The sequence below is a fragment of the Streptomyces termitum genome (genome assembly GCF_014650175.1).
Lineage (GTDB): Bacteria > Actinomycetota > Actinomycetes > Streptomycetales > Streptomycetaceae > Streptomyces > Streptomyces termitum.
Map to the genome: position 1 here is coordinate 160954 of NZ_BMUL01000009.1, position 23936 is coordinate 184889.

The following is a 23936-nucleotide window of genomic DNA, read 5'->3' on the forward strand; positions in this document are numbered from 1 at the left end:
CTCCAGCGTTCATGACTCGCTGTGAGCGGCACAACACATCTGCGGAGCATAGTCAGTTCGGGATTGGTGTGTGCCGTCCCTGGAAGGAAGGCTTCTATCGATCAATTCGAAGCCATAAAGGGACTGAATTGCGCACCGAAAATGACATCAAGTGATCGGGGTGCGTGACGTCTGCCCGTAAACGTGAAGGGAGGGGGGATGTCGCCGGTCCGGTACGGACCAGGTTTCCGACATCCCCCCTCCGGTGAGGGAAGTACGTTCCGAACGTGCGTACGGCATGTGCCCCTGAAGGCTTGCTCACGCAAAGTGATGTTCGGGCCGTTGCTCTTGGAGTGCTATCCGGCCTCCGCCGTCTCCGCCGCCGTGAAGGCCGCCGCCGGATCGCGGTCCGCCGGACCCGCCGGCCGCCACTCGTCCCCGACCCGGCGGTACGGCCACCAGCGGCCGTCCTCGCCGAGCCGCAGCTGCACCCCCGCGTCCCCGGCCGTCCAGCACGCCCCGGACCGCGCCAGCTTCGGCGCCTCGCCCTCGTCCCAGGCCGCCGCGAGCCGCGTCCCCGCCCGGGCCAGGGCCTCCCCGTCCGGGACCCACTCCCCGTCCAGGACGGCGAGGGCCGGGGCGCCGCCCCACCGCCACGCGCGCACGGCCGCGTCCAGACCGGCCCGCGACCGGCCGGTGCGGGCGGCGAGCCGGGCCGCGACCCACGACGGCGGCCCGCCGGCCGCGAGCCGTACCGCGTCCTGCCCGACCGACGGCTCCGCCGCCTCCCCGGCCCGGCCGGCGAGGAGCTCCACGAGCAGCCGGTGGGCGCGGGCCGCCGCGTCCGCCGCCAGGAATTCGAGCGCGGCCGGCTCGACCCCCGGATCCGGGTCGGTCTCCGTGTCCAGCGACGGCGGCTCGCCGGGCTCGGCCACCGGCACCGGCACCGCGGGCAGCGGCGGCAGGATGCCGCACAGCGCGTACGCCTCCGCCGCCGACACCCCCGCCGGACCGGCCTCCCCGCCGTCCGCCGCCCCGGCCGGGCCCTCCGCCGGGGCCAGACCGGCGGCGCGCGCCGCGCTGCGGGCCTGGAGCGCGTCCACCACGGCCCGCTGCCCCCGCCCCCGCATCAGCAGCAGCACGAACGGGTCCTCGTCGAGGAGCCGCGCCACCTGGTGGCAGAGCGCCGTCGTGTGCGGGCAGTGGTCCCACGCCTCGCAGCCGCACTCCGGCTCCAGGTCGCCGATGCCCGGCAGCAGCTCCACACCGACCGCCGCCGCGTCCTCCACCAGGTGCGGCGGCACCTCGTGGTCGAGGAGCGCCGCGATGTGGCCCGCGCTGCCGGCCGCCAGGTCGAGCAGCCGGTCCCACTCCTCGTCCGCGAGGACGCGCACCAGCACGTCGCTGCGGTGCGCGGTGCCGTCCCGGCCCTGCACCACGGCGGTGATCCGGCCCGGCCGCACCGACACCGCGCCGACCGCCCCGGCCCGCGCGTGCCGCCGGCCCTCCTTCACCTGCTGCCCGTCGAGCGCCGTGTCCTCCAGGGCCTTCAGCCACGCCCGGCCCCACCAGGTCCGGGTGAAGGCCCCGCCCCGCACGGGCGGCAGCGCCGCGAAGGTCAGCTCCCCGTCGCCGCCGCCCGATCCGGCCCCGCCGCCGGTCCAGTATCCGCTCATCGTCCGTCTCCGTCCCCGCGCAGCCGCACCAGCTCCGCCAGCTCCGCGTCGGTCAGCCCGGTCAGTTCCGCCGGCGCGTCGCCGGACGTGCCGAGCACCGCGTCGGCCAGTTCCCGCTTGCGGTCGAGCATCGCCGCGATCCGGTCCTCGACCGTCCCCTCGGCGACGATCCGGTGCACCTGCACCGGCCGCGTCTGCCCGATCCGGTACGCCCGGTCGGTCGCCTGCGCCTCCACCGCCGGGTTCCACCAGCGGTCGTAGTGCACCACGTGCTCGGCCCGGGTGAGGTTGAGGCCCGTCCCCGCCGCCTTCAGCGACAGCAGGAAGACCGGCACCTCACCGGCCTGGAAGCGGGCGACCATCGCCTCCCGCTCCGCCACCGGCGTCCCGCCGTGCAGGAAGCGGGTGCGCACCCCGCGCGCCGCCAGGTGGGCCTCCAGGAGGCGGCCCATCTCCACGTACTGGGTGAAGACCAGGGTGCTCGCCCCCTCGGCGAGGATCGTGTCCAGCAGCTCGTCGAGGAGTTCGAGCTTCCCCGAGCGGCCCGCGATCCGGGGCCGCTCCTCCTTGAGGTACTGGGCGGGGTGGTTGCAGATCTGCTTGAGCGAGGTCAGCAGCTTCACCACCAGGCCGCGCCGCGCCATGCCCTCGGCCTCCGCGATGGCCAGCAGGTTCTCCCGCACCACCGCCTCGTACAGCCCGGCCTGCTCCGGCGTCAGGGAGACGGCCCGGTCGGTCTCGGTCTTCGGCGGCAGCTCGGGCGCGATCCCCGGGTCGGACTTGCGGCGGCGCAGCAGGAACGGCCGGACGAGCGCCCCGAGCCGTTCGGCGGCGGCCGGGTCCGTGCCGCCCTCCACGGCGGCGGCGTACCGGCGGCGGAAGGCGCCGAGCCCGCCGAGCAGCCCCGGCGTCGTCCAGTCGAGGATGGCCCACAGCTCGGAGAGGTTGTTCTCCACCGGGGTCCCGGAGAGCGCCACGCGCGCGCGTGCCCCGATGGTCCGCAGCTGCCGGGCCGTCGCCGAGTACGGGTTCTTCACGTGCTGGGCCTCGTCCGCCACCAGCAGCCCCCACGGCCGGGCGGCGAGCCGACCGGCGTCCAGCCGCATGGTGCCGTACGTGGTGAGGACGACGTCCCCGGCCGCGAGCCCGTCGAGGTCGCGGGCGGTGCCGTGGAAGCGGCGCACGCGCGTGCCGGGCGCGAACCGCTCGAACTCCCGCTGCCAGTTGCCCATCAGGGAGGTCGGGCAGACGACGAGCGTCGGCCCGGCGGTGCCCGGCTCGCCCTGCCGGTGCAGGTGGAGCGCGATCAGGGTGATGGTCTTGCCCAGGCCCATGTCGTCGGCCAGGCAGCCGCCGAGACCGAGCGAGGTCATCCGGTGCAGCCAGTTCAGGCCGCGCAGCTGGTAGTCGCGGAGGGTGGCGGCGAGCGCGGCGGGCTGCGGCACCTCCCGGACGCCGCCCTCCGGGTCGGCGAGCCGCTCGCGCAGCCGCTTCAGGGCGCCGGTGGCGACCACCTCGACCGTCCGGCCGTCCACCTCCGTCGTCCCGGTGAGGACGGCGGCGAGCGCGTCCACCGGTGACACCTTGCGGTCCTGCCGCCGCCGGACGGCCAGCACCTCGGCGGGATCGACCAGGACCCAGCGGTCGCGGAGCCGGACGAGCGGCCGGCCGGCCTCGGCGAGCCGGTCCAGCTCGGCCCGGGTCAGCTCCTGGTCGCCCACGGAGAAGCGCCAGTTGAAGGCGAGCAGCGCGTCGGCGGAGAGGAAGGAGGGCAGACCGCCACCGCCGCCCTCCTCGCCGCCGTTCCCGTCGCCGGGCCCGCCGCCGTCTTTGCCGGTGGTCGCGCCGCCGTTCCCGTACGGCGGGTCCGCGTCGGCCGGGCCGACCACCGCGCGCGCGGTCAGCCGGTCCGTCAGCTCGCGCGGCCAGTGCACCCGCATGCCGGTCGCGGCCAGCGCGCGGGCGGCCGGGCCGAGCAGCTCCACGACCTCCTCGTCGGCCAGGTCCACGCTGTCCGGCACGGCCGCCGCCAGCAGCGGGGCCAGCGGCGGCCAGGCGCGGGCGGCCCGCCGCAGCGCGAGCAGCGCGTCCATCCGGGCCCGGGGCCCGAAGGCCGCGGGGCCGGTGCCGGACCAGGCCCCGGCCGCGTCCACGACCGCCGCCGGGTCGGCCGCCGTGTGCAGCTGGAGCACCGCGCGGAAGCCCGGCGCCTCCTCCGCCCCGGCGGGGGGACCGGTCAGCTCCAGACGGAGCGAGAGCCGTACGCCCGCGTCGTGACCGGCCGCCAGATCGGCCGCCCACGGCCGCTGTTCGGGTACGGCACGCGGTTCCTCGGCGGCGAAGGCGGGGCCGCCGGCCGCGATCGGGGCGGCGGGGGTACGGGGCAGGGTGTCGGCGACGGCGTCGAGGAAGGCGCGCAGCAGCGCCTCCGGCTCGGGCAGCAGCGGGTCCCCGGCGGCGTCGTCCTCGTCGTCCCCGTCGGTCGCGCCGTCCGTGTCCAGCGGGACCGCGTGCGCGGTGGGAGGCATCGACGCGGCCAGCGTCCGCAGCCGGTCCAGCTCCTCGGGGCCCAGCGGCCCGGCCCGCCAGGCGTCGTACCCGCCGGGCGTCACCCCGGGCAGCAGCAGCCCGCGCGCCACGAGGTCCAGCGCCAGGAGCACCGCACCGCCCCAGAACGCGGCGGCCGGGTCGGCGTCGCCGGAGAGCCGGGCGCGGGCGAGGAGCGGCAGGGCGTCCCGTACGGAGAGGGAGAGCGCGGGGACGGAGACGGGCTGGAGGTCGGCCTCGTCCACCACCGTCAGCTCGTCCGGCACCGCTCCGGCCGGTCCCGGTTCGGGCAGCGGCTCGTCCTCGGGCGACCAGAGGAAGAAGCGCCCGGTGCGCGGCGGATCGGCGGGCAGGAAGACGGCGGCGGGCACGGGGGAGGGCGTGGCGGAACACGCGGGGGAGGGCTCGGGGGTCGGGCGAGAGGATCCGGGCGACGACGTCAACGCATTCCTCAAATTTGACTACCTGGAAGACGGAGCGGCCGACCTTACCCCAACGACGGCGTGGAATGCGCACATCCGGGCGTGACGGCCGACACATGTGCAGCCGGAGCGCCGGCCGTGCGCGGGGCGGCCGGCCCGGACGGAGGAGGACCGGCCCGGACGGAGGACCCGCCCGGTAGGGAACACCCCACCCCCCGTCCGGGGGCGCCCCCGCTCCGGGGCGGGTGGTGACGCCATGGTTCCGGACCGTCACCCCTTCCTACCGTGGGAACCGCCGCCGCCCCTCGTCGCGGACGGCCGTCCGTCCACCTCGCAGAAGCCGGAGCCCGCCCATGCCCCAGGCCACCCTCCTCACCCCCGCCGCCCCGGCGGCGGCGCCCGCCGCACGGCCCCGGGGCGGCAGCGAGTTCACCCCGCTCCTGCGCACGGTGAAGGGCCAGGGGCTCCTCGGCCACCGCCCCGGCTGGTACGCCCGGGACATCGCCCTCACCCTCCTCGGCTTCGCCGCCGTCGCCGCCTGCCTCCTCCTGGCCGGCCCCACCTGGTGGGCGCTCCCGCTCGCCGTACCGCTCGCCCTGCTCTCCGCCCGCGCCGCCTTCACCGCCCACGACGCCGGACACGCCCAGATCACCCCGAACCGCCGCGCGGGCCGCGCGATCCAGCTCGTCCACGCCAACCTCCTCCTCGGCATGAGCCGCGAATGGTGGAACGACAAGCACAACCGCCACCACGCCCACCCCAACCACCTCGACAAGGACCCCGACGTCGCCGCCGACATCCTGGTCTTCGCCGAGCACCAGACCACGGGCCGCACCGGACTGAGCGGCCTCCTCACCCGCCACCAGGCCCTGCTGTTCTTCCCGCTGACCACCCTGGAGGGCCTCGCCCTCAAGCTGTACGGCGTGCGGGCCCTGCTCGCGAAGGACGGCCCCTACCGCACCCGGCGCGAGCGCCTCACCGAGGGCGCCCTGCTCGCCGCCCACGCCGCCGGGTACGCCGCGCTGCTCCTGACCGCCCTCACCCCCGCCCAGGCCCTGGTCCTCGCCCTGCTCCACCAGATGCTGTTCGGCGTCCACCTCGGCCTGGCCTTCGCCCCCAACCACAAGGGCATGGACCGGCCCGACGAGCACGAGGACGGCGACAGCTGGGGCCACCTCCGCCGCCAGGTCCTGACCTCCCGCAACATCCGGGGCGGCGCCCTCACCGACTGGTTCCTCGGCGGCCTCAACTACCAGGTCGAGCACCACCTCTTCCCCTCCATGCCCCGCCCCCACCTGCGGCTCGCCCAGCCCGCCGTCCGCGCGCACTGCCGGGCGCTGGGCGTCCCGTACACGGAGACCGGCTTCGTCGACTCCTACCGGCAGGCGCTCGGCCACCTCCACGAGGTGGGCGCCCCCCTCCGCGCGGAGCGCGCCGGACGCCAGGAGTAGGGTCGGACGCGTTCTCGAACGCGTTCTCGATCACTGGGGGACCCCATGGGCGACGGCACCGTCACCACCGTCAGCAGCAACGGCGTCTACTCCTTCACCAAGCCCAACCGCGAGGCCATCACCCTCCTCGCCGGACTCGGCGTCGAGGGCGACGTCCACGCGGGCGTCACGGTCAAGCACCGCTCCCGCGTCGCCCAGGACCCGACGCTGCCCAACCTCCGGCAGGTCCACCTCATCCACGCCGAACTCTTCGAGGAGGTCGCCGCCGCCGGCTTCGAGGTGGCCCCCGGCGACCTCGGCGAGAACGTCACCACCCGGGGCGTCGACCTGCTCGCCCTCTCCACCGGCACCCGCCTCCACCTCGGCGCCGAGGCCGTCGTCGAGGTCACCGGGCTGCGCAACCCCTGCGCGCAGATCGACGGCTTTTGCCACGGCCTGCTCAAGGAGGTCGTCGGCCGCGACGAGAACGGCGGGATCGTCCGCAAGGCCGGGATCATGGGCATCGTCCTGACCGGCGGCGAGGTGCGGCCCGGCGACCCGATCCGGATCGAGGCACCGGCCGGGCCGCACCGCCCCCTGGAGCGCGTCTGACCGCGCGGGCCCCTCAGGAGCCCAGCTCGCAGGAGTTCACCACGTCCGCGCCGGCGGCGGGCCGGGGCACCACGCGGTCGGCCGGCGGCCGCTCGCCCGCCTCCACCCAGCGGGTCAGCGCGTCGAAGGCGGAGCGGTAGCAGGGCAGGACCGGCCGCAGCCGGTCCGGATACGTGTCGTACAGGCCGTCCGTGTGGTTGCCGCCCGCCACCGTGTAGTACCGGTGCAGCCCGCCCCGCCCCCGCCCGTCGACCATTCGCGCGTACACGTCCGAGTCGGTCGCGATCGGCAGCAGCGTGTCCAGGTCGCCGTGCAGGGTGATCAGCGGCTTCCCGATCCGGCCGGTCAGCGCCACCCGCTCCACCGCCCGCCGCACCGACGCGGGCCGCGCGGCGTAGTCGTACGAGGCGTCCGAGGCGCAGGGGTCGAGGATCTCCGCGACGGTCCTCCCGGCCGTCGTCCCCGGACACGCCGGGTCGTACGAGGGGTCGAACTCGGCCCGGAAGATCTTCTGCGTCAGCCCCCAGTACGCCGTCTCGTGGTACGGCCACAGGAACCGTGAGTTCGCCGCGAAACCGGCCGCGACCAGGTCCTCGTCCGTCGCCCGGCCCAGCGAACGGGCCACCGTCACCGGCAGGCTCGTCAGCAGGTTGGGGCCCTTGCCGGTCCACAGCACGCCCTCCCAGTCGACCCCGCCGTCGTACAGCTCGGGCCGGTTCTCCAGCTGCCAGCGGGTGAGGTAGCCCGCGTTGGAGATGCCGGTCACGTACGTACGCGCGGGCGCGCGCCCGTACCGCTGTCCCACGGCCCGCTTGGCGGCGAGCGTCAGCTCGGTCACCCGCCGGTTCCACTCGGCGACCGCGTCGCCGGGCCGCTCACCGTCGGTGAAGAAGTCCGGGCCCGTGTTGCCCTTGTCGGTCGCCGCGTACGCGTAGCCCTGGGCGAGGACCCGGTCGGAGATGAGCGCGTCCGTGGAGTACTGGCGGCGGGTGCCGGGCGCGCCGGTCACCACGAGCCCGCCGTTCCAGCGGTCGGGCAGCCGGATGACGAACTGCGCGTCGTGCGCCCAGCCGTGGGTGGCGTTCAGCCGCGAGGTGTCCGGGAAGTAGCCGTCGATCTGCACGCCCGGGACCCCCGACGGGTTCACGGTCCCCTTCGCCGAGAGCCCCGCCTGGTCGGCCATGTCGGTGTACGGCGTCCCGGCCAGCCCGGCGGTCGTCAGATCGGGCAGGCAGGCCGCTTCCTGGCGGGCGGCCCCGGGCACCCGGAGCCGGTCCTGCCGGGCGCAGTGCCCCGCATAGGGGGCGTCGGCCGTGGCGGGCACGGCGGGGACCAGCACGGCCGTCGTGGCGAGCAGCGAGGCGGCGAGGCCGAACCGCCGGGCGGGCGCGGCGGGACGGGTGCGCGGGCGGCCTGGGAGCAGGCGCATGGAGGTGCCTCCGGTGGGGCGACGGAAAAGGGGTGAGGCGCCACATCCTGCGGCGCCGCCCTCCACCGGGCCATGGGCCCGCGCCACACCCCGCCGCCCCCGGCCATGTGGCACGGTGCCGTCCGGTGGTCCGGTGGTCCGGTGGTCCGGTGGCCGGGTGGTCCGGTGCCGTCCGGTGGCCCGGGGCGGACCGGCCGGTCAGGCGTGCCGTACGGCGATCGCGTCGAGGGCTTCGAGCAGGCCCGGCAGCCGGGGGCCCCGCGTCACCGGCAGGACCTCGCGCGGGTGGGCGTCGAGGAGGACGAACGCCATGTCGTCGGTACGGGCCACCAGCGACCAGCCGGGACCGTCGGCCCTCAGCGCCCGGGCCTCCCCACCGGTGGGAGCGGACCGCACCCGCCCCGCCGGCGGCGCCTCCTCCAGATAACCGCGCAGTTCCTCCAGGGCCCGGCGCACCTCGGCGTAGGGGCCGTCGGGCGCGGGTGCGCTTTCGACGGGGGTGTCCGCGCCGGAGGCCGGCGCGGGGGGAGCTTCCTCGATCTGCGCCCGCCAGTCGTGCCACCGCAGCGCCACCTCGTCGGCGCCGAGCCGCCGCTGCGCGGGACCCCAGACGTCCTCGGCGGGCGGCACGAGCGGCGCGGGATCGCCCTCCTCGGGCTCGGGGTCGTGCGGCTCCGGCACCCCGGGGGCCCGGGTCGCGACGGCGAGCGGCCAGCCGGGGAGGGCCGCCACCACGGATTCCTCGCCGGGGGAGAGGTCGTAGGCCATCCCGCAGTCCCAGGAGGCGATGGCGACCGCGACCAGCGACACGTCGTCGACGACCACCGTCCAGCGCGCGCCCAGCCCGTCCTGGCCCAGGACCAGGCCGTACCCCTCCTCGTACGGTTCGAGCCCGAGGGCGGCGCAGGCCGCCGGGTAGTCGTCCCCGAGCACGCTGGGGAAGCGCGCTGGCGTCAACAGGCAGGCGGTCAGGACGAACAGCGAGTCGGCGTCGGCCTCCGACCCGCCGGCCGCGTCCGCCGGCACGCGCGCGTACGTGTCGCCGGCCGCCGGTTCCGTAGCCGCCACGGCACCCTCCCCATCTCGCTGCCCATCGGATCGTCGGCGCACCTTAACCAGTGAGTAACCCGTGCGTCGAGGGTCCCCGAGGGGCGGGAGTTCAGTCGGGGCGCACCCCGAGCAGTGCGCGGGCGACGGTCTCGGGCGTCTGGCTCCGCTCCCGGGCGAGCACCAGCAGCGCGCGGGACGCCAGCTCGTTGACCCCGAAGGCCAGCTGACCGGGGGAGACCCAGGTGGCGGCCTCCTCCATCCGCTCCTGGTCGTCCTCCGCCAGGGCCGCCACGTAGACCGCCGCGGCCTCGAAGAGATTGCGCCCCGCCCTGCCGGAGCCCGCCGCCGCGGCCTCGCCGCCGGCACCGCGCCGGGCGGAGGGAAGGAGCCTGCGCATGCGTTCCGCCATCCGTGCCACGGCTGCCGCCTCTCCCCGGGCACCGCTGCCCGGCACCTTCCACGGTAGACAGGGAACCGCCGCGGCAGAAGGGGGCGTGGGGGCGTGGGGCGGGCATCTTGGATCCAAGATCCGGTATCCAAGATCTGGTGTCCAAGATCCTGGATCCAAGATCCTGGATCCTGGATCAGTGACCGGGTCCGGCCTCCCGGACCGCGAGGACGAGGTAGCGGGTGTCCTCGTCCACGTACGAGACGAGCCGCCAGCCCGCCTCCGCGAGCACCGGGCGCAGCCGGGGTTCGGCGCGGAGGTCGTCCGGGGTGACGCGGCGGCCGTGCCGGGCGGCGAGGGCGGCGCGGCCGAGGGGGTGGAAGAGGGCGAGCCGGCCGCCGGGCCGCACCACACGGGCGAGTTCCCGCAGACCGGCGACGGGTTCGGCCAGGTGGGAGACGAGGCCCGCGCCGAAGACCGCGTCGAGCCCGCCGTCCCGCAGCGGCAGTCGGCCGACGTCGGCGAGGAGCAGGGTTCCCGCGCCCCCGGGACCGCGCCGCCCGGCCCGTACGGCCTGTTCGAGCATTTCCGGGGTGAGGTCGGCGCCGAGCACGGTCCCCGAAGGGCCGACGGCCGCACGGAGGGCGGGCAGCGCGCGACCGGTGCCGCACCCCGCGTCGAGCACGGCGTCGCCGGGCCGCAGGTCCAGCTCCTCGACGGCGGCGGCGTAGGCGGGACCGTCGTCCGGGAACCGGCTGTCCCAGTCGGCCGCGCGGACGGCGAAGAACGCTCGGACATCTGTGGGGTCATCGCTCATGCGCTCATGATCGCCCACCGGTAAGGGTGAATCGCCTTCGTCCATGTTCGAGCGCGGTGCGATCGAACGGAAACATCTCTCTGTCATATTCCAACAGCTTTCGAAATGCGCCCCGAGTGCGCCCCCTCGTGCGCACTAGCGTCCCGAGGCCATGGGACACCTGGACCACGCCGCCTTCGGCTGGCTGACACCCGTGCTGTCGTACGCGATGGCCTGCACCGGCGCCGCCCTCGGGCTGCGCTGCACCGTACGCGCGCTCGAAGCGACCGGCCGATCACGGCGGAACTGGCTGCTCACCGCCGCCTCCGCGATCGGCACCGGCATCTGGACCATGCACTTCGTGGCCATGCTCGGCTTCGGCGTCACCGGCACCGACATCCGCTACGACGTGCCGCTCACCCTCCTCAGCCTCGTCATCGCGATGGGCGTCGTGGGCGTCGGCGTCTTCGCCGTCGGACACGGACGCGACCGGCGGCGATCGCTCCTGATCGGCGGCCTGACCACCGGGGTCGGCGTCGCCAGCATGCACTACATGGGCATGGCCGCCCTCCGCCTCCACGGCATGGTCCGCTACGACCCGCTGCTCGTCGCCCTCTCGGTGGCCATCGCGGTCGCCGCCGCCACCGCCGCGCTCTGGGCCGCCCTCCACATCCACGCCCCCGCCGCGGTCGCGCTCGCCTCCCTCGTCATGGGCGCGGCCGTCAGCAGCATGCACTACACGGGCATGCTCGCGGTGAGCGTCGAGGTCGAACCCTCCGCCGCCACCCTGCCCGGGGCCACGGTCATGCAGTTCGTCTTCCCGCTCGCCGTCGGCCTCGGCTCGTACCTCTTCATCACCTCCGCCTTCGTCGCCCTCTCGCCCACGGCACGGGAACGGGCCGCCTACGCCTCGGCCGAACGGCTCACCGAGCCGGACGAGCGCGCCGTGGACGTCGCCCCGCCCGGCTTCCGCGCCGCCCGCGACCCCCTCCGCACACCGACGCCCTGACCCGCCCGGAGTACGCGGACCGGCACCCCGCACCGACCCCCGGCCCCGGCCCGGTCCGCCCGCTCCCCACGCCCCACCCCGTCCCCGCCGTCCGCCCCGCCCGCCCGAACGAGGAGCCCATGCGCACCACCCGCAGCAACCAGGACGCCGCCGCGCCCGCGCCGCAGGCGACCGCGCGCGGGCGGCGCGCGCACGCCGGGCCGCCCGCCGACGAACCCGAACCGCGCCCGGCCCCCGCTCCCGTGACCGAGGGCGGCCCCGAGGGCACGGACGGCGGCGACGGGCCCGGTGGTCCGCGCCCCGCGCCTCCCGGACGCGGCCTGCGGCCCCGTACCGTACGGGCCAAGATCGTCTCGCTGCTCATGGTCCCGGTCGTCTCCCTGCTCGTCCTGTGGGGCCTCGCCACCGTCTCCACTGCCCAGGACATGGCCCGGCTCCGCCAGCTCCAGCGCGTCGACGCCGACATCCGGCAGCCCGTCTCCGCGACACTCACCGCCCTCCAGGAGGAGCGCGGGGCCGCCGTCCGGCAGCTCGCCGCACCGGGCGCCCCGCGCGCCGACGAGCTGAAGGACCGCATCCGCCGCACCGACGCCGCCGTCGCCCGGCTCGGGCTCGGCGACGGACACACCGTCGGCGACTTTGGCGACCTGCCCGCCGAGGTCGCCGAACGCGTCGGCGCCTTCGTCGGCGAGGTCCGGGGCCTCGCCCGGCTCCGCACCGCCGCCGTCGCCGGAACCGCGGACTGGGACCGCGCCTACCGGGAGTACACGGCCGCCGTCTCGGCCGGGCTCGCCGTCGGGGGCGCCCTCGCCGGCCTCCAGGACACCCAGGAGGGCGCCCCCGCGCGCGTGCTCCTCGAACTCGCCCGCGCCGACGAGATGCTCGCCCGCGAGGACGCCCTCCTCGGCTCCGCCCACCTCAGCGGCCGGCTGACCGCCGCCCGCCAGCGGACCTTCACCGGCGCCGCCGAGACCCGGCGCACCCTCCTCGCGGCGGCCGCCGCCGACCTGCCCCCGGCGGACCGGGCCGCCTGGGAGCGGATCGCCGCGGGCCCCGACCACCTCCGGCTCGTCCGCGCCGAGGACCGCGTCTCCGCCGCCGCCGACGGCCGCCCCGCCGCCCAGGCCGCGCCCGCCGCCGAATGGGACCCGGCCCTGGCCGCCGTCCGCACCGGACTCGCGGGCGTCGGGGCCGGTGCCCGCACCGTCGCCGACCCCCTCGCGCGGGGCTTCCTCACCCCCGAGGGCGCCGCCGTCGCCCTCGGCCTCGCCGCCGTCGCCGCCTCCCTCGTCATCTCCGTCCGCATCGGCCGCGGCCTCGTCGTCGAACTCATCGGCCTGCGCAACAGCGCCCTCGGCATCGCCCGCCGCGAACTTCCCGCCGCCATGGGCCGGCTGCGCGCGGGCGAGGCGATCGACATCCGGGCCGAGGCCCCGCGGGGACCGGCGCCCCGGGACGAGATCGGCCAGGTCGGCGAAGCACTCACCACCGTCCACCGGGCCGCCCTGGAGGCCGCCGTCGAACGCGCCGAGCTGGCCGGCGGCATCTCCGGCGTCTTCGTCAACCTGGCCCGCCGCAGCCAGGTCCTGGTCCACCGCCAGCTCAACCTGCTCGACAGCATGGAACGGCGCGCCGACGACCCCGGCGAACTCGACGACCTCTTCCGCCTCGACCACCTCACCACCCGCATGCGGCGGCACGCCGAGAGCCTCATCATCCTGTCGGGCGCCGCTCCCGGCCGCGCCTGGCGCATGCCCGTCCCGCTCACCGACGTCGTCCGGGCCGCCGTCTCCGAGATCGAGGACTACGCGCGCGTGGAGGTGCGCCGGCTCCCCGAGACCGCCGTCGCGGGCGGCGCCGTCGCCGACCTCACCCACCTCATCGCCGAACTCGTCGAGAACGCCGCCCAGTTCTCCCCGCCCCACACCAAGGTGCGGGTCAGCGGCGAACCCGTCGGCAACGGCTACGCCCTGGAGATCGAGGACCGGGGTCTCGGCATGGGCCGCGAGACCCTCGCCGAGGCCAACGCCCGCATCGAGCACTCCGAGGCGCTCGACCTGTTCGACAGCGACCGCCTCGGTCTCTTCGTCGTCAGCCGCCTCTCCGCCCGGCACGCCGTCAAGGTCCGCCTGCGGCCCTCCCCGTACGGCGGCACCACCGCCGTCGTCCTCCTGCCCACCGAACTCCTCCAGGGCGCCCCGGAGCCCGTCGGCGGCACCGGCACCGCGCCCGCGCCGGGCCAGGACGCCGGTACGAGCGAGGAGCGCACCGCCCGCGAACACGCGGAAGCCCGCCGCGCCGAGGCCCGCCGCTTCGCCGGTCCCCCGGCCGCTCCCCGTACCCCCGGCGACACGCGGCGGACCGCCCCCGGCGGCCCCGTCCGCGCGCCCGCGCCGCTCCGCCCGACCGCCGTCCCGGACCCCGCGCCCGCCCCCGTACCGGCCGGCGTCACCGCGCTCCGCCCCCGCGTCCCGGCCCCGGCCGGACACGGGGACGCGGAGGGCGACGGCGGACTGCCGCGCCGCGTCCGGCAGGCGAGCCTCGTCCCGCAGCTGCGCGAGGCCCCCGCCCCGGACCCTGCCCCCGAGCCGCCGGGCGCCCCGGAGCGGACGCCCGAGCAGGTCCGCGACCGGATGGCCGCCTACCGCGACGGCTGGCGGCGCGGCGGCGCCCCCGCCTCCGGAGAACCGGCCCCGCCCGGCGCCCACCACCCGGCCGTACCCCGCACGGCGCCCGCCCACCGGGACCCGCACGCGCGCCCCGCGCCGTACGACCCGCGTACGGACGCACGCGCGCGTACCGACCACGGCCCCCGCTTCGGCCCCCGCCCCACCCCGTACCAGCCTCCCCGCACCGAAGGAGACGACGCATGATCGAGCACGGGAGGACCTCCCTCCACCGTCCCGGCGGACACCGCTCCGGCGAACTCGGCTGGCTCCTCGACGACCTGGCCACCCGGGTCCGCGAGGTCCGGCACACGGTGGTGCTCTCCAGCGACGGCCTCCCGGTCGGCGCCTCCACCGGGCTCAGCCGCGAGGACGCCGAGCACCTGGCGGCCATCGCCTCCGGCTTCCACAGCCTCGCCAAGGGCGCCGGACGCCAGTTCCACACCGGCGGCGTCCGCCAGACCATGGTCGAGATGGACGACGGCTTCCTCTTCGTCGCCGCCGCGGGCGACGGCTCCTGTCTGGCCGTCCTCAGCTCCGCCGCCGCCGACATCGGCCTCATCGCCTACGAGATGGCCCGCCTCGTCAAGCGCGTCGGAGAACACCTCCACACCCCGCCCCGGCTCACGGTGACCCCGCCGGCCGCCGGCTGACCGGAGCACCCCATGAACGACACCCACGGGGACGGCCCCGGCGGCCCGCCCGCACCGGACAGCCGGTGGTACGACGCCGAGGCGGGCCCGCTCGTCCGGCCGTACGCGATGACCGGCGGCCGCACCCGGCCCGGACCCGGCGGCGAGAGGTTCGACCTCATCGCCCTCGTCGTCGCCGACGACGACCCGCCGAACCCGGACGAGGAGGCGGTCCTCGGCCCCGAGCACCGGGACCTGCTCGCGCTGTGCCGCGCCGAGACCCGGTCGGTGGCCGAACTCTCCGCCGACGCCGACCTCCCCGTGGGTGTCGTCCGGGTCCTCCTCGGCGACCTCCTCGAATCGGGCTTCCTCCGGGTCAGCCGGCCCGTACCGCCCGCGCAGCTCCCCGACGCACGCATCCTGAGAGAAGTGATCGATGGCCTACGAGCCCTCTGACCGCACCGGCGCGGACGACGGCGCCGACGCGCTCGCCCTCAAGATCCTCGTTGCCGGCGGCTTCGGCGTCGGAAAGACCACCCTGGTCGGCTCGGTGAGCGAGATCCGGCCGCTGCGCACCGAGGAGACGCTCAGCCGGGCCGGTGAACTCGTCGACGACACCGGGGGCGTCGACCGCAAGACGACCACCACCGTGGCGATGGATTTCGGCCGGATCACCATCCGCGCGGGCCTCTCCCTGTACCTCTTCGGCACCCCGGGACAGGACCGTTTCTGGTTCCTGTGGGACGAGCTGTCGCAGGGTGCCCTGGGGGCGGTCGTCCTCGCCGACACCCGCCGCCTGGAGGACTGCTTCCCGGCGGTCGACTACTTCGAGCACCGGAAGATCCCGTTCGTGGTGGCCGTCAACTGCTTCGAGGGCGCCCGCTCCTACCGGGAGCAGGAGGTGTCCCGCGCCCTCGACCTGGACCAGGGCACGCCGGTCGTCCTCTGCGACGCGCGGGACCGGGACTCCGGAAAAGAAGTACTCGTACGGGTCGTCGAATACGCCGGACGGATGCACACCGCCCGGCACCTCGATACCGTCGGCTGAGACCGCGCGCGGGCCGGGGACCGGGGGGCGGGAGCCGGGGCGCGGGCAGGTCAGTCGGAGACCCCGGCGGCCGGGACCACCTTCTCGATCCGTACTCTGACCAGCAGTTCGCCCGGGACGGCGTTGCGGGCGCCGAACTCCCCGGCCCGCTCCTCGCCCATGTACCGGCCGCCGATCAGGGTCGCCCAGTGGAGCAGCTCCGCCGGGTCCTCGCTCAGCTCGGCCCGGCCGCTCAGGGTGACGAACGAGAACGGCGGCGCCTCGTCGTCCACGCAGAGCGAGACCCGCCCGTCCCGGGCGAGGTTGCGCCCCTTCACCGTGTCCTTCCCGGTGGTGAACACGAAGGCGTCGCCGTCGAGCACGAACCACACGGGCACGACGTGCGGCGCGCCGTCCGCGCGCACGGTCGCGAGCTTGCCGGTACGGGTCCCCGCGGACACGAAGGCCCGCCACTGTTCCTCGGTCATCCTCGTCATGCCTCCATCCTGCGGCACGCGGCGCACCCGGGCCGGAAGGGATGCTTGCCCTGTCCACGACAGTGCGTAAGGCTTGCCGCGACACGCGGTCCGTACCGGCACGCGCGGGCACGGGGCCCGGTCGGCGGAACCGCACTCACGAGGGGGAAGGACACCGCATGGCGCTGGACAAGGGGCTCGACTGGCTTCTGGACGATCTGACCCGGCGGGTCGGGCCCATACGACACGCACTGGTGCTGTCGAACGACGGACTGGTGACCGGCGCGAGCAGCGAACTCGCGCGGGAGGACGCGGAGCACCTCGCGGCCGTCTCCTCCGGACTGCACAGCCTCGCCCGCGGCTCCGGCCGCCACTTCCGGGCGGGCCGCGCCCGGCAGACGATGGTCGAGTTCGACGAGGCGCTGCTGTTTGTGACGGCCGCGGGCGAGGGCAGTTGCCTGTGCGTGCTGAGCGACGCGGAGGCCGACGTCGGCCAGGTGGCGTACGAGATGACGCTCCTGGTCAACCGGGTCGGCGAACACCTGGGAGTCTCGGCGCGACAGCCGGGCGAACCCGCCTTCTGACCACGGGCGGGCGCCCCGTTCCCCGGGTTGTCCACAGGCGGTTGTCCACAGGTCGTGCGCCAATCATCACTCTCCGTTACGTTCGTGGGGTCGGGTTCACCGGAACCCGGCCCCGGCCGGTGCGCCGGGACGACGGGCACGACGAGCGGGAGAGGCGGCGGACGCCATGACGGTGGACGAGGCGACGCGGACGGTGACCCCGGCCAGGGCCGCGGAAGAGCTGGAACTGAAGCGCGACGAGTTCCGGTTCGCGGTCCGGATGGGACTGGTCAGGACGGTCCCGGCCCCGGAGGGAGCGGCCAGGGACCGGGGCGGCGGCCGGGACCGGGCGCCCGAGCGGCGCCCGGTCGAGCGCGCGGAGCTCGACCGGCTCAAAGCGGCCCCCGACTTCCCCGGCGGACTGCGCGAGCGCGTCCGGACCGTGGGGGCCGGGGAGGCCGCCGCCCTGCTCTCCGTCACCCCCGCCCGCTTCAACCGCCTGGTCCGCACCGGCCACCTGAGCCCGGTGCGCTTCTACCTGAACCGCTACCGCACGGTGATCTGGCTGTATGTGGCCGCCGAGATCACCGCCTTCGGCGAAGCCCATGCCGACCTGCTCCGGGGCCGGCTCCCGGCCGACCTGCGGGCACGGGCCGACAGCGGGGAGGACCTGCGGGCGAGGAACTGGCGGTCCCGGTACCTGGCACTGCTGCTGCGCGGCACCCCCGACCCGTGGGCCCGCGCGGCGGCGATCGCCTCCCTGCTCTCCCCGGCCCAGGTCGCCGAGCTCGTCCCGGACCCCGCCGAACGGGCCCTGCTGGACCGGCTGCGCCCCGCCGCGCCCCCGGGCTTCCCCTCCACGGGCACGGCCCGCGAGACCGCCGAACGGCTCGTCCGCGCCGACGCCCTCGACGAGATCGCCTGGTACCGCACCAGCCTCGGCCTCACCCTGGCCGAGGCCCGCCTCGGCGCCTCCGCGCCGACCCCGGGGGCGAGCCCGGACCGTCCGGCGCGACCGACGATCCCGGAACCCGCCGCACCGTGCCCAAGCCCGGCGCCGGAGCCTGCGGGCAGGACGCCGCACACGGGGGAGTGGCCGAGGGCAGGAGTCGTACGCCCGCTGGAGCGGTCGGCGCGGACCCGCCGAGCACGCCTGCTGGCCAGACTCCGCCGAACCCTTCCGCCCCGAGCCCCCGCCGGACACGGACGGAGGCGCGAGCCCGCTCGCGGGGGCCTGTTCAGAGGCGCGGGAGGACGACGGCACGACTGGACCTGAGACCGTGCGGGCAGCCGCGGCGAGGGGAGGGGGTGGGGAGGGGGCGGGATCGTGCTTGGGAGGTTGAGGGAGGGGCGCTGTGGGTTTCCCGCAAGGGGGGTGGGAGGAGGAAGCTGGAGGGGAGGCGGTTCTGCCGCGAGGAGATGAGTGACGTGTACGACCTGCACATCGACACCGACGTCACCGTTCAGCTCGACGCCTGCCGCCGGGAGGACGCGCGGGCCGTGTTCGAGCTCCTGGAGCACGTCTACCGGCTGGAGGACGCGGAGACCCCGAGTGCGGAGGAGGGGCCGGGGGCGGCCACCACCGTGTGGATGGCCACCTTCGACACCTCCGGAGGGCCGCGCGAGGAGGTGCGGCCCGCGCCGCTCGCCGGTACGGTCGGCGCCCTGCTGACCGGTGGCTACCACGCCGTCGACGAGGTCGAGAAGGTGCTCGCCGCCGGCTTCGGCATCGAGTCCCTCCAGTCGGTCTCGGGCGACCAGGAGACGGAGGCGCGCCTGCTGCTCGCCTCCCGCTGACCCCGGACCCGGCGGCGGGCGAGTCTCCCCGGGCGGGACGGACGGGTCCCGTCCGGGGTGGAGCCTTCCGTTCCGTGAGGGGGACCCCCGCTCCGACCTCGGTATACACCGAATGTAGAGTTCGGCGTGGCCACGACACGGCCCGCCCTGACCCGGCGCGCCCGTGGCCCGATCGACCACGAAACCGGGGAAAGCGGGTACCACCATGTTCCGATCCAGGCCGAGTCGTCGCGGTGGGAGGACCGCGGCCCTGCTCGCCGCCACCACGCTGATGCTCACCCTCGGCGGCTGCGGCATGAGCGTCGTCACGCCGCAGGACGCACGGGCGGAGGCGGAGGACGACGGGAAGGCCGGTGCGGCGGCGCGTCGCGTCGACTGCTCCGAGGTGAAGTGCATAGCGCTCACCTTCGACGCCGGCCCCGGCAAGGACACCCCCCGGCTCCTCGACATCCTCAAGGAGAAGCGGGTCCCCGCCACCTTCTTCCTCCTCGGTCACAAGCACGTCGACCGCTACCCGGACGTCGTCCGGCGCATCGCGGACGAAGGCCATGAGGTGGCCAACCACACCTGGTCCCACCGCATCCTCACCGACCTCGACGAGGCCACCGTCCGCGAGGAGCTGTCCCGCACCCAGGACGCCATAGCGAAGATCACCGGCCGCAAGCCCGTCCTCATGCGCCCGCCCCAGGGCCGTACCGACGACACCGTCGAGAAGGTCAGCGAGGAGCTCGGCCTCGCGCAGGTGCTGTGGAGCGTCACCGCCAAGGACTACTCCACCACCGACTCCGACCTCATACGCCAGCGCGTCCTCGACCAGGCCGACCGCGACGGCATCATCCTGCTCCACGACATCTACGACGGCACCGTCCCCGCCGTCCCCGGCATCATCGACGAACTGGGCAAGCGCGGCTACACCTTCGTCACCGTTCCCGAACTCCTCGCCCCCGGCACCGCCCGCGCCGGTGCCGTCTACCGGCCCGACAAGAAGGACTGACGAGGAGGGCTGGCGAGGAGGGGCGGCCGGTACGGGTGCCCGGGTGTCCCGGCAGTCGCCCCAAAAAGGGTGATCCGACTCACAGGGGCTACTCCGGACGCTCCGGAACATTCGGCAGGCATCCCCCGTTCTTCCTTATGTGACGACGGAGGGGCCCGGTCCCCAAGGTCCCCCCCAGAGGTGACCGCCCTTCGTCCGTCACGGTGAGCAGCCCCGGTTGGAATCCCCCGTCCAGCCGGGGCTCCGCCATGTCACGGCCCGCCCTCTGCGTGCCGAGGGGCGGACCGGGGCCGTGCGCCGGTCGGGGGCCGCGAGGCGCTCGGGGCGCTCGGAAGGCGCTCACTACGGCGCGTTCGGCCCGTTCGAGTGAGGTCTCGCATACTGGACGGTTGCTCGGGCAGTCATTCGACGGGCCGTCCGACGACCATCCTCCGGCCCTCCGACCAGCCGAAACGCCACCGCGCCGAGGGGGACCCATGCAGTCTGCCGCGCCACCGCTCACCCGCCGTACCCTGCTGGCCGCCGCCGCGCTGACCCTGCTCGCCGGCTGCGCCCCCGCCCGCTCCGGCGGGCCCGCCTCCCCCGCGGGAGCGGACGGGCCCGGTGTCCGGGACGTCCTCGCCGGGGCGGCCGGGCGCGGGGACGACTGCCTCGCCGACCGGGCCGCGAGACGCACGGCCGAGCCCCGCGCCCCGGACCGGGGGCGCCGGCTCAGGCGCTGTGCCGGTCCTCGGTCCCGCGCAGGGCGGAGGCCAGCATCAGCCCTGCGCCGCGGACGACGCTGGTCGAGGGGTCGTTCGCCAGGCGCACCCGGGCGCGCAGCACGTGCGCCAGGCGGGCGGTGACGTCGAGCCGGAGGGCCCCGCCGCCGGTCACCAGGACCCCGTGGCGCAGCGCCCCGCGCACGGCGCCCGTGCGGTCCCCGCGCCACAGGTCGCTCACCATGTCGGCGGCCGTGCCCGCGACCGTCTCGGGGACGTCGCCGTGCGTCGGCGGGTCGTCCACGCCGATCTCGGCGAGCCGGGCGTCCTGCACCTGTCCGTCCACGACGAGCGTGACCTCGGTCAGCCGGGCCCCGAGGTCCACCACGAGCAGCGGGCCGACGCCGTCCGGCGCCGCGTAGGCGGCGGTCGCCCGCGCGCTGTCGACGGCGATGACCCGCACCGGTCCGAGACCGGCGACGACCCGGCGGGCCGCCTCGCGCTCCGCCGGGTCGGCGAGCACCGGATGGGTCAGCATCACGACCGTGTCGTGCTCCCCGGCCCCCGGCACGGCGGCGGTCACCCGCTTCAGGAGCGACAGCCGGGAGGAGTGGTCCGCATCCCGGCCGCGCCCGAACGCCGCGCTCGGCACATTGGCGAAGACGCCCGCTCCGGGGGCCCAGGCCCGGGTCCGTGAACTGCCGATGTCGAGGGCGATCCCCCGCACCGGCCGCTGCGCGTCCCGGTGGGCGGCGCCCGCTCCGTACGATCCCATCGCTTCCGTCCATTCCCTGTCGACCCGCTGATTACTTGGTCGATACGCGCTCAAACTATGCAGGATCCGTAGCGGGAACGCCATGGTGCTTGGGGATCGAAGGATCACGGCCGGACCCGTCGGGGCCCGGCCGTGAGGGGACAGCGTGGGGGATCAGGCTTCCGAGCCCAGCCAGAGGTCGGGGCCGAAGACCTCGTAGTGGACATCGGCCGCGGCGACGCCGGAGGCGACGAGGTCGCCGCGGACCGCCCGGAGGAAGGGCAGCGGGCCGCACAGGTAGGCGCTCGTGCCGGCCGGCAGCTCCAGCGCGGTCACGTCCGCGAGGCCCGCGCGGGCGCCGGACGCGCCCGGCTCCTCGTACCAGAGGTGCAGGCTGCCCTCGGGCAGCGCGCCGACCAGTTCGCGCAGCTCGGCCACGTGGGCGTGGGCCTCGGGGGAGCGGTCGGCGTGCACGACGACGACCGGGCGGCGGTCGCCGGTGGCGGCCAGGTGGTCGAGCATGGCGAGCATGGGGGTGCTGCCGATGCCGGCGGAGGCGAGCAGCAGCGGGGCGTCGCCCTCGGGCAGCACCAGGTCGCCGAAGGGGGCCGAGACCTCCAGGACGTCGCCGGTCCGCGCGTTGCCGTGCAGCCAGGTGGAGACCTCGCCGGCCGGGTCGCCGTCGACGCGCTTGACGGTGATCCGCCAGGAGTCGCGGCCGGGCGCGGAGGAGAGGCTGTACTGGCGGATCTGGTGGGCGCCGTCCGGCAGCGCCACCCGCACGCTCACGTACTGGCCGGGCCTGAAGGCCGGCAGCGGGGCGCCGTCGGTGTCGGTGAGCACGAAGGACGCGGTGTCCGCCGTCTCGTCGCGCCGCTCGGAGATCCGCACCGGGCGCCACACCTCGCCGTCCGCGACGCCGGCCTCCTGGTAGAGGCGGCTCTCGATGGCGATGAGGGCGTTCGCCATCAGCCAGTAGACCTCGTCCCACGCCTGGGCGACCTCGGGGGTGACGGCCTCGCCGAGCACCTCCACGATCGCGGCGAAGAGGTGCTCGTGCACGATCTTGTACTGGTCCGCCGTGACGCCCAGCGAGGCGTGCTTGTGCGCGATGCGGGAGAGCAGGGCGTCCGGCCGGGTGTCCGGGTGCTCCAGGAGCGCGACGGCGAAGGTGGCTATGGAACCCGCGAGCGCCTTGCGCTGCTCGCCGTTGGCCTGGTTGCCCCGGTTGAAGAGGTCGCGCAGCAGCTCGGGGTGGGCGGCGAAGAGGCGGCCGTAGAAGCGCTCGGTGATCTGGTCGAGCGCCCCGCCGACGGCGGGCAGCGTGGCACGGACGACGGGGACGGCCTGCTCGGACAGCATGGGAACTCCAAACTGGTAGATGATCTACGCATTTAAAACTCTAGCGAACCCCGTGCGGCCGGAGCCGCCCGGGGGGTGGATCAGGACGGGGGGCGGGGGGTGAGGGAGAGCAGCACCGGGCCGGTCGGGGAGCGCACCAGGTCGGCGACGGTCAGCGGGTCGAGCGCCCGGTAGAAGGCGTCCTGCGCCTCCCGCAGGGCACCGCGCAGTCGGCAGGCCGACCGCAGCGGGCACGGCGGATCGGCCTCGCAGCCGACGACCTCCTCGTCGCCCTCCAGGGTCCTGGCCAGCCAGCCGACCGAGGAGCGCCGCCCGAAGTCGGTGAGCGCGAGCCCGCCGCCGCGACCCCGCCGGGCCTCCACCACGCCGAGGTGCTGGAGTCGTGTGACCACCTTCGCCATGTGGGCGTGCGGCACGGCCACCTCCTCCGCCACCCTGCGGGTGGTGAGCGGTTCCTCGTCGTCGGCGACTGCCAGGCGCATCACGGCACGCAGGGCCAGGTCGGTGAACTTGGTCAACCTCACGCAAAGACCGTATCAAAGAGGTATCCCGGACTCGCCTTAGGGGGGCGGGTCCGGGACACCGGGTGGGGAACCGCCCTCGGGGCGGCGGGACGGCGGGGGTCAGGCGAGCACCTTCGCCTTCGCCTTCTCGAACTCCTCGGGCGTGATCGCGCCCTTCTCCTTCAGCTCCGCGAGCCGCGCCAGCTCGTCCGTGGCGCTCCCGCCCCCGCCCTGGGTGCCCGCCGTCTGCCGGATGTACTCCTGGAAGCGGGACTCCGCCTCCTTCGCCTGCTTGGCGTCGCGCAGCCCCATGCCCTTGCCCCGGGCGATCACGTAGACCAGCACGCCGAGGTACGGCAGCACGATGCAGAAGATCAGCCAGCCGGCCTTGCCCCAGCCGCTCAGCTCGTGGTCGCGGAAGATGTCCGTGATCACCTTGAACAGCAGGAAGAGCCACATGATCCAGAGGAAGAACCACAGCATCGTCCAGAAGACGTTCAGGAGGGGGTAGTCGTCCATGGCCGCGCACTCCGTTCCCGCGCCGGCCGGGAGGACCGGGCGTCGGTGCGAGTGTCACCCGCCCGCCCCGGCCCCGCACCTCGGGAAGGCCCGTCCGTACTCCGGGTGCGGCCCGCATCCGGGCGTGGTCGGATGGGGCGGAGCGACCAGGGAGCGGAGTGCCATGGGACCGGTGGAATGCGTCGTGCTCGCCTTTCCGGGCGAGCGGCTGAAGGTGGCGGCGGTCACGGCCGTCGCCGATCTGCGCAGGGCGGGGCAGGTGCGGCTGATCGACTCGCTCGTGGTCGTCAAGTCCGAGGCGGGAGAGGTCTCCAGCTCCGAACTGGTCGAGTACGACGAGTACGACGACGCCACCGAGGAGATCGGCCCCGAGGCGAACCTGCTCGGCCCCGAGGACGCGGCCGAGGCGGCGGCGGCCCTCGAACCCGGTTCCTGTGCGCTGATGTTGCTGGTCGAGCACATCTGGGCGGCCGACGCGGCGGAGGCGATCCGCGAGGCCGGCGGCCGGGTCGCCGCCAGCGTGCGGATCCCGGACGCGTACGTGGACGAGGCCAGGGACGCCTATCGCCGGGCGGTCGCCGAGGCCGCCGGAAGGAGCTGATCC

The 23936-nt window shown here is 75.5% G+C and carries 23 protein-coding genes; 12 read left to right on the forward strand and 11 right to left on the reverse strand.

What is annotated here, in order from left to right; translation table 11 throughout:
* Nucleotides 1–335 precede the first annotated feature (335 nt).
* Together IE219_RS18760 and IE219_RS18765 are read right to left on the reverse strand one after the other, a co-directional pair.
* Nucleotides 336–1655 carry an SWF or SNF family helicase gene (locus IE219_RS18760; protein ID WP_189978839.1) on the reverse strand — a complete coding sequence of 440 codons (1320 nt, stop codon included), beginning with the start codon at nucleotides 1653–1655 and terminating at the stop codon, nucleotides 336–338.
* On the reverse strand, nucleotides 1652–4573 hold the full coding sequence (locus IE219_RS18765) for an SCO1167/SCO6262 family helicase (RefSeq protein WP_189978841.1): 2922 nt from the start codon (nucleotides 4571–4573) through the stop codon (nucleotides 1652–1654). Before IE219_RS18765 ends, IE219_RS18760 begins: the two co-directional genes overlap by 4 nt.
* 404 nt (nucleotides 4574–4977) lie before the next feature.
* Between IE219_RS18765 and IE219_RS18770 the strand changes: the two genes are divergently transcribed.
* Nucleotides 4978–6075 (forward strand): acyl-CoA desaturase, encoded by a 1098-nt coding sequence (locus IE219_RS18770; protein WP_189978843.1) that lies wholly within the window; start codon nucleotides 4978–4980, stop codon nucleotides 6073–6075.
* A 45-nt stretch (nucleotides 6076–6120) separates the two neighbouring features.
* Nucleotides 6121–6666 carry an MOSC domain-containing protein gene (locus IE219_RS18775; RefSeq protein ID WP_189978845.1) on the forward strand — a complete coding sequence of 182 codons (546 nt, stop codon included), beginning with the start codon at nucleotides 6121–6123 and terminating at the stop codon, nucleotides 6664–6666.
* Nucleotides 6667–6679: 13 nt separating this feature from the next.
* Here the strand turns inward: IE219_RS18775 and IE219_RS18780 are convergent, their stop codons facing one another.
* The 4 genes from IE219_RS18780 to IE219_RS18795 all read right to left on the reverse strand — a co-directional run bounded on the left by IE219_RS18780 (nucleotide 6680) and on the right by IE219_RS18795 (nucleotide 10350).
* On the reverse strand, nucleotides 6680–8095 hold the full coding sequence (locus IE219_RS18780; protein WP_189978847.1) for a tannase/feruloyl esterase family alpha/beta hydrolase: 1416 nt from the start codon (nucleotides 8093–8095) through the stop codon (nucleotides 6680–6682).
* Nucleotides 8096–8293: 198 nt separating this feature from the next.
* On the reverse strand, nucleotides 8294–9121 hold the full coding sequence (locus tag IE219_RS18785) for a hypothetical protein (RefSeq protein ID WP_189979143.1): 828 nt from the start codon (nucleotides 9119–9121) through the stop codon (nucleotides 8294–8296).
* Nucleotides 9122–9254: 133 nt separating this feature from the next.
* Nucleotides 9255–9542 (reverse strand): hypothetical protein, encoded by a 288-nt coding sequence (locus IE219_RS18790; RefSeq protein WP_229849855.1) that lies wholly within the window; start codon nucleotides 9540–9542, stop codon nucleotides 9255–9257.
* A 187-nt stretch (nucleotides 9543–9729) separates the two neighbouring features.
* The gene (locus IE219_RS18795; RefSeq protein WP_189978849.1) at nucleotides 9730–10350 is read right to left on the reverse strand and encodes a class I SAM-dependent methyltransferase; all 621 of its coding nucleotides are present in this window, start codon (nucleotides 10348–10350) and stop codon (nucleotides 9730–9732) included.
* A 151-nt stretch (nucleotides 10351–10501) separates the two neighbouring features.
* Here IE219_RS18795 and IE219_RS18800 point away from each other — a divergent pair, with 151 nt between their 5' ends.
* The 5 genes from IE219_RS18800 (at nucleotide 10502) to IE219_RS18820 (ending at nucleotide 15684) form a co-directional block, all read left to right on the forward strand.
* Nucleotides 10502–11338: an MHYT domain-containing protein gene (locus tag IE219_RS18800; RefSeq protein WP_189978850.1), complete on the forward strand. Its 837-nt coding sequence runs from the start codon at nucleotides 10502–10504 to the stop codon at nucleotides 11336–11338.
* Between the two features lie 119 nt (nucleotides 11339–11457).
* Nucleotides 11458–14211 (forward strand): sensor histidine kinase, encoded by a 2754-nt coding sequence (locus tag IE219_RS18805; protein ID WP_189978853.1) that lies wholly within the window; start codon nucleotides 11458–11460, stop codon nucleotides 14209–14211.
* Entirely contained in the window at nucleotides 14208–14657 is a 450-nt protein-coding gene (locus IE219_RS18810; RefSeq protein WP_189978854.1) for a roadblock/LC7 domain-containing protein, read from the forward strand. The genes IE219_RS18805 and IE219_RS18810 overlap by 4 nt, the downstream gene beginning before the upstream one ends.
* Before the next feature lie 12 nt (nucleotides 14658–14669).
* On the forward strand, nucleotides 14670–15092 hold the full coding sequence (locus IE219_RS18815; protein WP_189978856.1) for a DUF742 domain-containing protein: 423 nt from the start codon (nucleotides 14670–14672) through the stop codon (nucleotides 15090–15092).
* The gene (locus IE219_RS18820; protein ID WP_189978858.1) at nucleotides 15073–15684 is read left to right on the forward strand and encodes a GTP-binding protein; all 612 of its coding nucleotides are present in this window, start codon (nucleotides 15073–15075) and stop codon (nucleotides 15682–15684) included. Before IE219_RS18815 ends, IE219_RS18820 begins: the two co-directional genes overlap by 20 nt.
* A 50-nt stretch (nucleotides 15685–15734) precedes the next feature.
* On the opposite strand, the gene IE219_RS18825 is transcribed toward IE219_RS18820, so the two are convergent.
* Nucleotides 15735–16160 carry a PPOX class F420-dependent oxidoreductase gene (locus IE219_RS18825; RefSeq protein ID WP_189978860.1) on the reverse strand — a complete coding sequence of 142 codons (426 nt, stop codon included), beginning with the start codon at nucleotides 16158–16160 and terminating at the stop codon, nucleotides 15735–15737.
* A gap of 158 nt (nucleotides 16161–16318) precedes the next feature.
* On the opposite strand from IE219_RS18825, the gene IE219_RS18830 reads away from it, so the two are divergent.
* The 4 genes from IE219_RS18830 (at nucleotide 16319) to IE219_RS18845 (ending at nucleotide 19493) form a co-directional block, all read left to right on the forward strand.
* Nucleotides 16319–16723 carry a roadblock/LC7 domain-containing protein gene (locus tag IE219_RS18830; protein WP_189978862.1) on the forward strand — a complete coding sequence of 135 codons (405 nt, stop codon included), beginning with the start codon at nucleotides 16319–16321 and terminating at the stop codon, nucleotides 16721–16723.
* Between the two features lie 166 nt (nucleotides 16724–16889).
* Complete coding sequence (locus tag IE219_RS18835; RefSeq protein WP_189978864.1) at nucleotides 16890–17978, forward strand: DUF6397 family protein; 1089 nt, start codon at nucleotides 16890–16892, stop codon at nucleotides 17976–17978.
* Nucleotides 17979–18121: 143 nt separating this feature from the next.
* The gene (locus IE219_RS18840) at nucleotides 18122–18499 is read left to right on the forward strand and encodes a hypothetical protein (RefSeq protein WP_189978866.1); all 378 of its coding nucleotides are present in this window, start codon (nucleotides 18122–18124) and stop codon (nucleotides 18497–18499) included.
* Nucleotides 18500–18704: 205 nt separating this feature from the next.
* Entirely contained in the window at nucleotides 18705–19493 is a 789-nt protein-coding gene (locus tag IE219_RS18845; protein WP_189978868.1) for a polysaccharide deacetylase family protein, read from the forward strand.
* Between the two features lie 711 nt (nucleotides 19494–20204).
* Here the strand turns inward: IE219_RS18845 and IE219_RS18850 are convergent.
* The 4 genes from IE219_RS18850 to IE219_RS18865 form a co-directional block, all read right to left on the reverse strand.
* A complete protein-coding gene (locus IE219_RS18850; RefSeq protein ID WP_189978870.1) occupies nucleotides 20205–20969 on the reverse strand; it encodes an acetate and sugar kinases/Hsc70/actin family protein in 765 nt (254 codons plus the stop codon).
* A 153-nt stretch (nucleotides 20970–21122) separates the two neighbouring features.
* On the reverse strand, nucleotides 21123–22310 hold the full coding sequence (locus IE219_RS18855; protein WP_189978872.1) for a globin domain-containing protein: 1188 nt from the start codon (nucleotides 22308–22310) through the stop codon (nucleotides 21123–21125).
* A gap of 80 nt (nucleotides 22311–22390) precedes the next feature.
* Nucleotides 22391–22834 (reverse strand): RrF2 family transcriptional regulator, encoded by a 444-nt coding sequence (locus IE219_RS18860; RefSeq protein WP_189978874.1) that lies wholly within the window; start codon nucleotides 22832–22834, stop codon nucleotides 22391–22393.
* A 99-nt stretch (nucleotides 22835–22933) separates the two neighbouring features.
* Nucleotides 22934–23332, reverse strand: a complete 399-nt coding sequence (locus IE219_RS18865) for an SHOCT domain-containing protein (protein ID WP_189978876.1) — start codon at nucleotides 23330–23332, stop codon at nucleotides 22934–22936.
* A gap of 163 nt (nucleotides 23333–23495) precedes the next feature.
* Here IE219_RS18865 and IE219_RS18870 point away from each other — a divergent pair, with 163 nt between their 5' ends.
* A complete protein-coding gene (locus IE219_RS18870; RefSeq protein WP_189978878.1) occupies nucleotides 23496–23933 on the forward strand; it encodes a DUF6325 family protein in 438 nt (145 codons plus the stop codon).
* Nucleotides 23934–23936: the final 3 nt, after the last annotated feature.

Coding starts and splice junctions, on each gene's coding strand:
- IE219_RS18760 (WP_189978839.1), bottom strand. CDS start 1,655: ATGAGCGGATACTGGACCGGCGGCGGGGCCGGATCGGGCGGCGGCGAC.
- IE219_RS18770 (WP_189978843.1), top strand. CDS start 4,978: ATGCCCCAGGCCACCCTCCTCACCCCCGCCGCCCCGGCGGCGGCGCCC.
- IE219_RS18775 (WP_189978845.1), top strand. CDS start 6,121: ATGGGCGACGGCACCGTCACCACCGTCAGCAGCAACGGCGTCTACTCC.
- IE219_RS18780 (WP_189978847.1), bottom strand. CDS start 8,095: ATGCGCCTGCTCCCAGGCCGCCCGCGCACCCGTCCCGCCGCGCCCGCC.
- IE219_RS18790 (WP_229849855.1), bottom strand. CDS start 9,542: ATGCGCAGGCTCCTTCCCTCCGCCCGGCGCGGTGCCGGCGGCGAGGCC.
- IE219_RS18795 (WP_189978849.1), bottom strand. CDS start 10,350: ATGAGCGATGACCCCACAGATGTCCGAGCGTTCTTCGCCGTCCGCGCG.
- IE219_RS18800 (WP_189978850.1), top strand. CDS start 10,502: ATGGGACACCTGGACCACGCCGCCTTCGGCTGGCTGACACCCGTGCTG.
- IE219_RS18805 (WP_189978853.1), top strand. CDS start 11,458: ATGCGCACCACCCGCAGCAACCAGGACGCCGCCGCGCCCGCGCCGCAG.
- IE219_RS18810 (WP_189978854.1), top strand. CDS start 14,208: ATGATCGAGCACGGGAGGACCTCCCTCCACCGTCCCGGCGGACACCGC.
- IE219_RS18815 (WP_189978856.1), top strand. CDS start 14,670: ATGAACGACACCCACGGGGACGGCCCCGGCGGCCCGCCCGCACCGGAC.
- IE219_RS18820 (WP_189978858.1), top strand. CDS start 15,073: ATGGCCTACGAGCCCTCTGACCGCACCGGCGCGGACGACGGCGCCGAC.
- IE219_RS18825 (WP_189978860.1), bottom strand. CDS start 16,160: ATGACGAGGATGACCGAGGAACAGTGGCGGGCCTTCGTGTCCGCGGGG.
- IE219_RS18830 (WP_189978862.1), top strand. CDS start 16,319: ATGGCGCTGGACAAGGGGCTCGACTGGCTTCTGGACGATCTGACCCGG.
- IE219_RS18835 (WP_189978864.1), top strand. CDS start 16,890: ATGACGGTGGACGAGGCGACGCGGACGGTGACCCCGGCCAGGGCCGCG.
- IE219_RS18840 (WP_189978866.1), top strand. CDS start 18,122: ATGAGTGACGTGTACGACCTGCACATCGACACCGACGTCACCGTTCAG.
- IE219_RS18845 (WP_189978868.1), top strand. CDS start 18,705: ATGTTCCGATCCAGGCCGAGTCGTCGCGGTGGGAGGACCGCGGCCCTG.
- IE219_RS18850 (WP_189978870.1), bottom strand. CDS start 20,969: ATGGGATCGTACGGAGCGGGCGCCGCCCACCGGGACGCGCAGCGGCCG.
- IE219_RS18855 (WP_189978872.1), bottom strand. CDS start 22,310: ATGCTGTCCGAGCAGGCCGTCCCCGTCGTCCGTGCCACGCTGCCCGCC.
- IE219_RS18865 (WP_189978876.1), bottom strand. CDS start 23,332: ATGGACGACTACCCCCTCCTGAACGTCTTCTGGACGATGCTGTGGTTC.
- IE219_RS18870 (WP_189978878.1), top strand. CDS start 23,496: ATGGGACCGGTGGAATGCGTCGTGCTCGCCTTTCCGGGCGAGCGGCTG.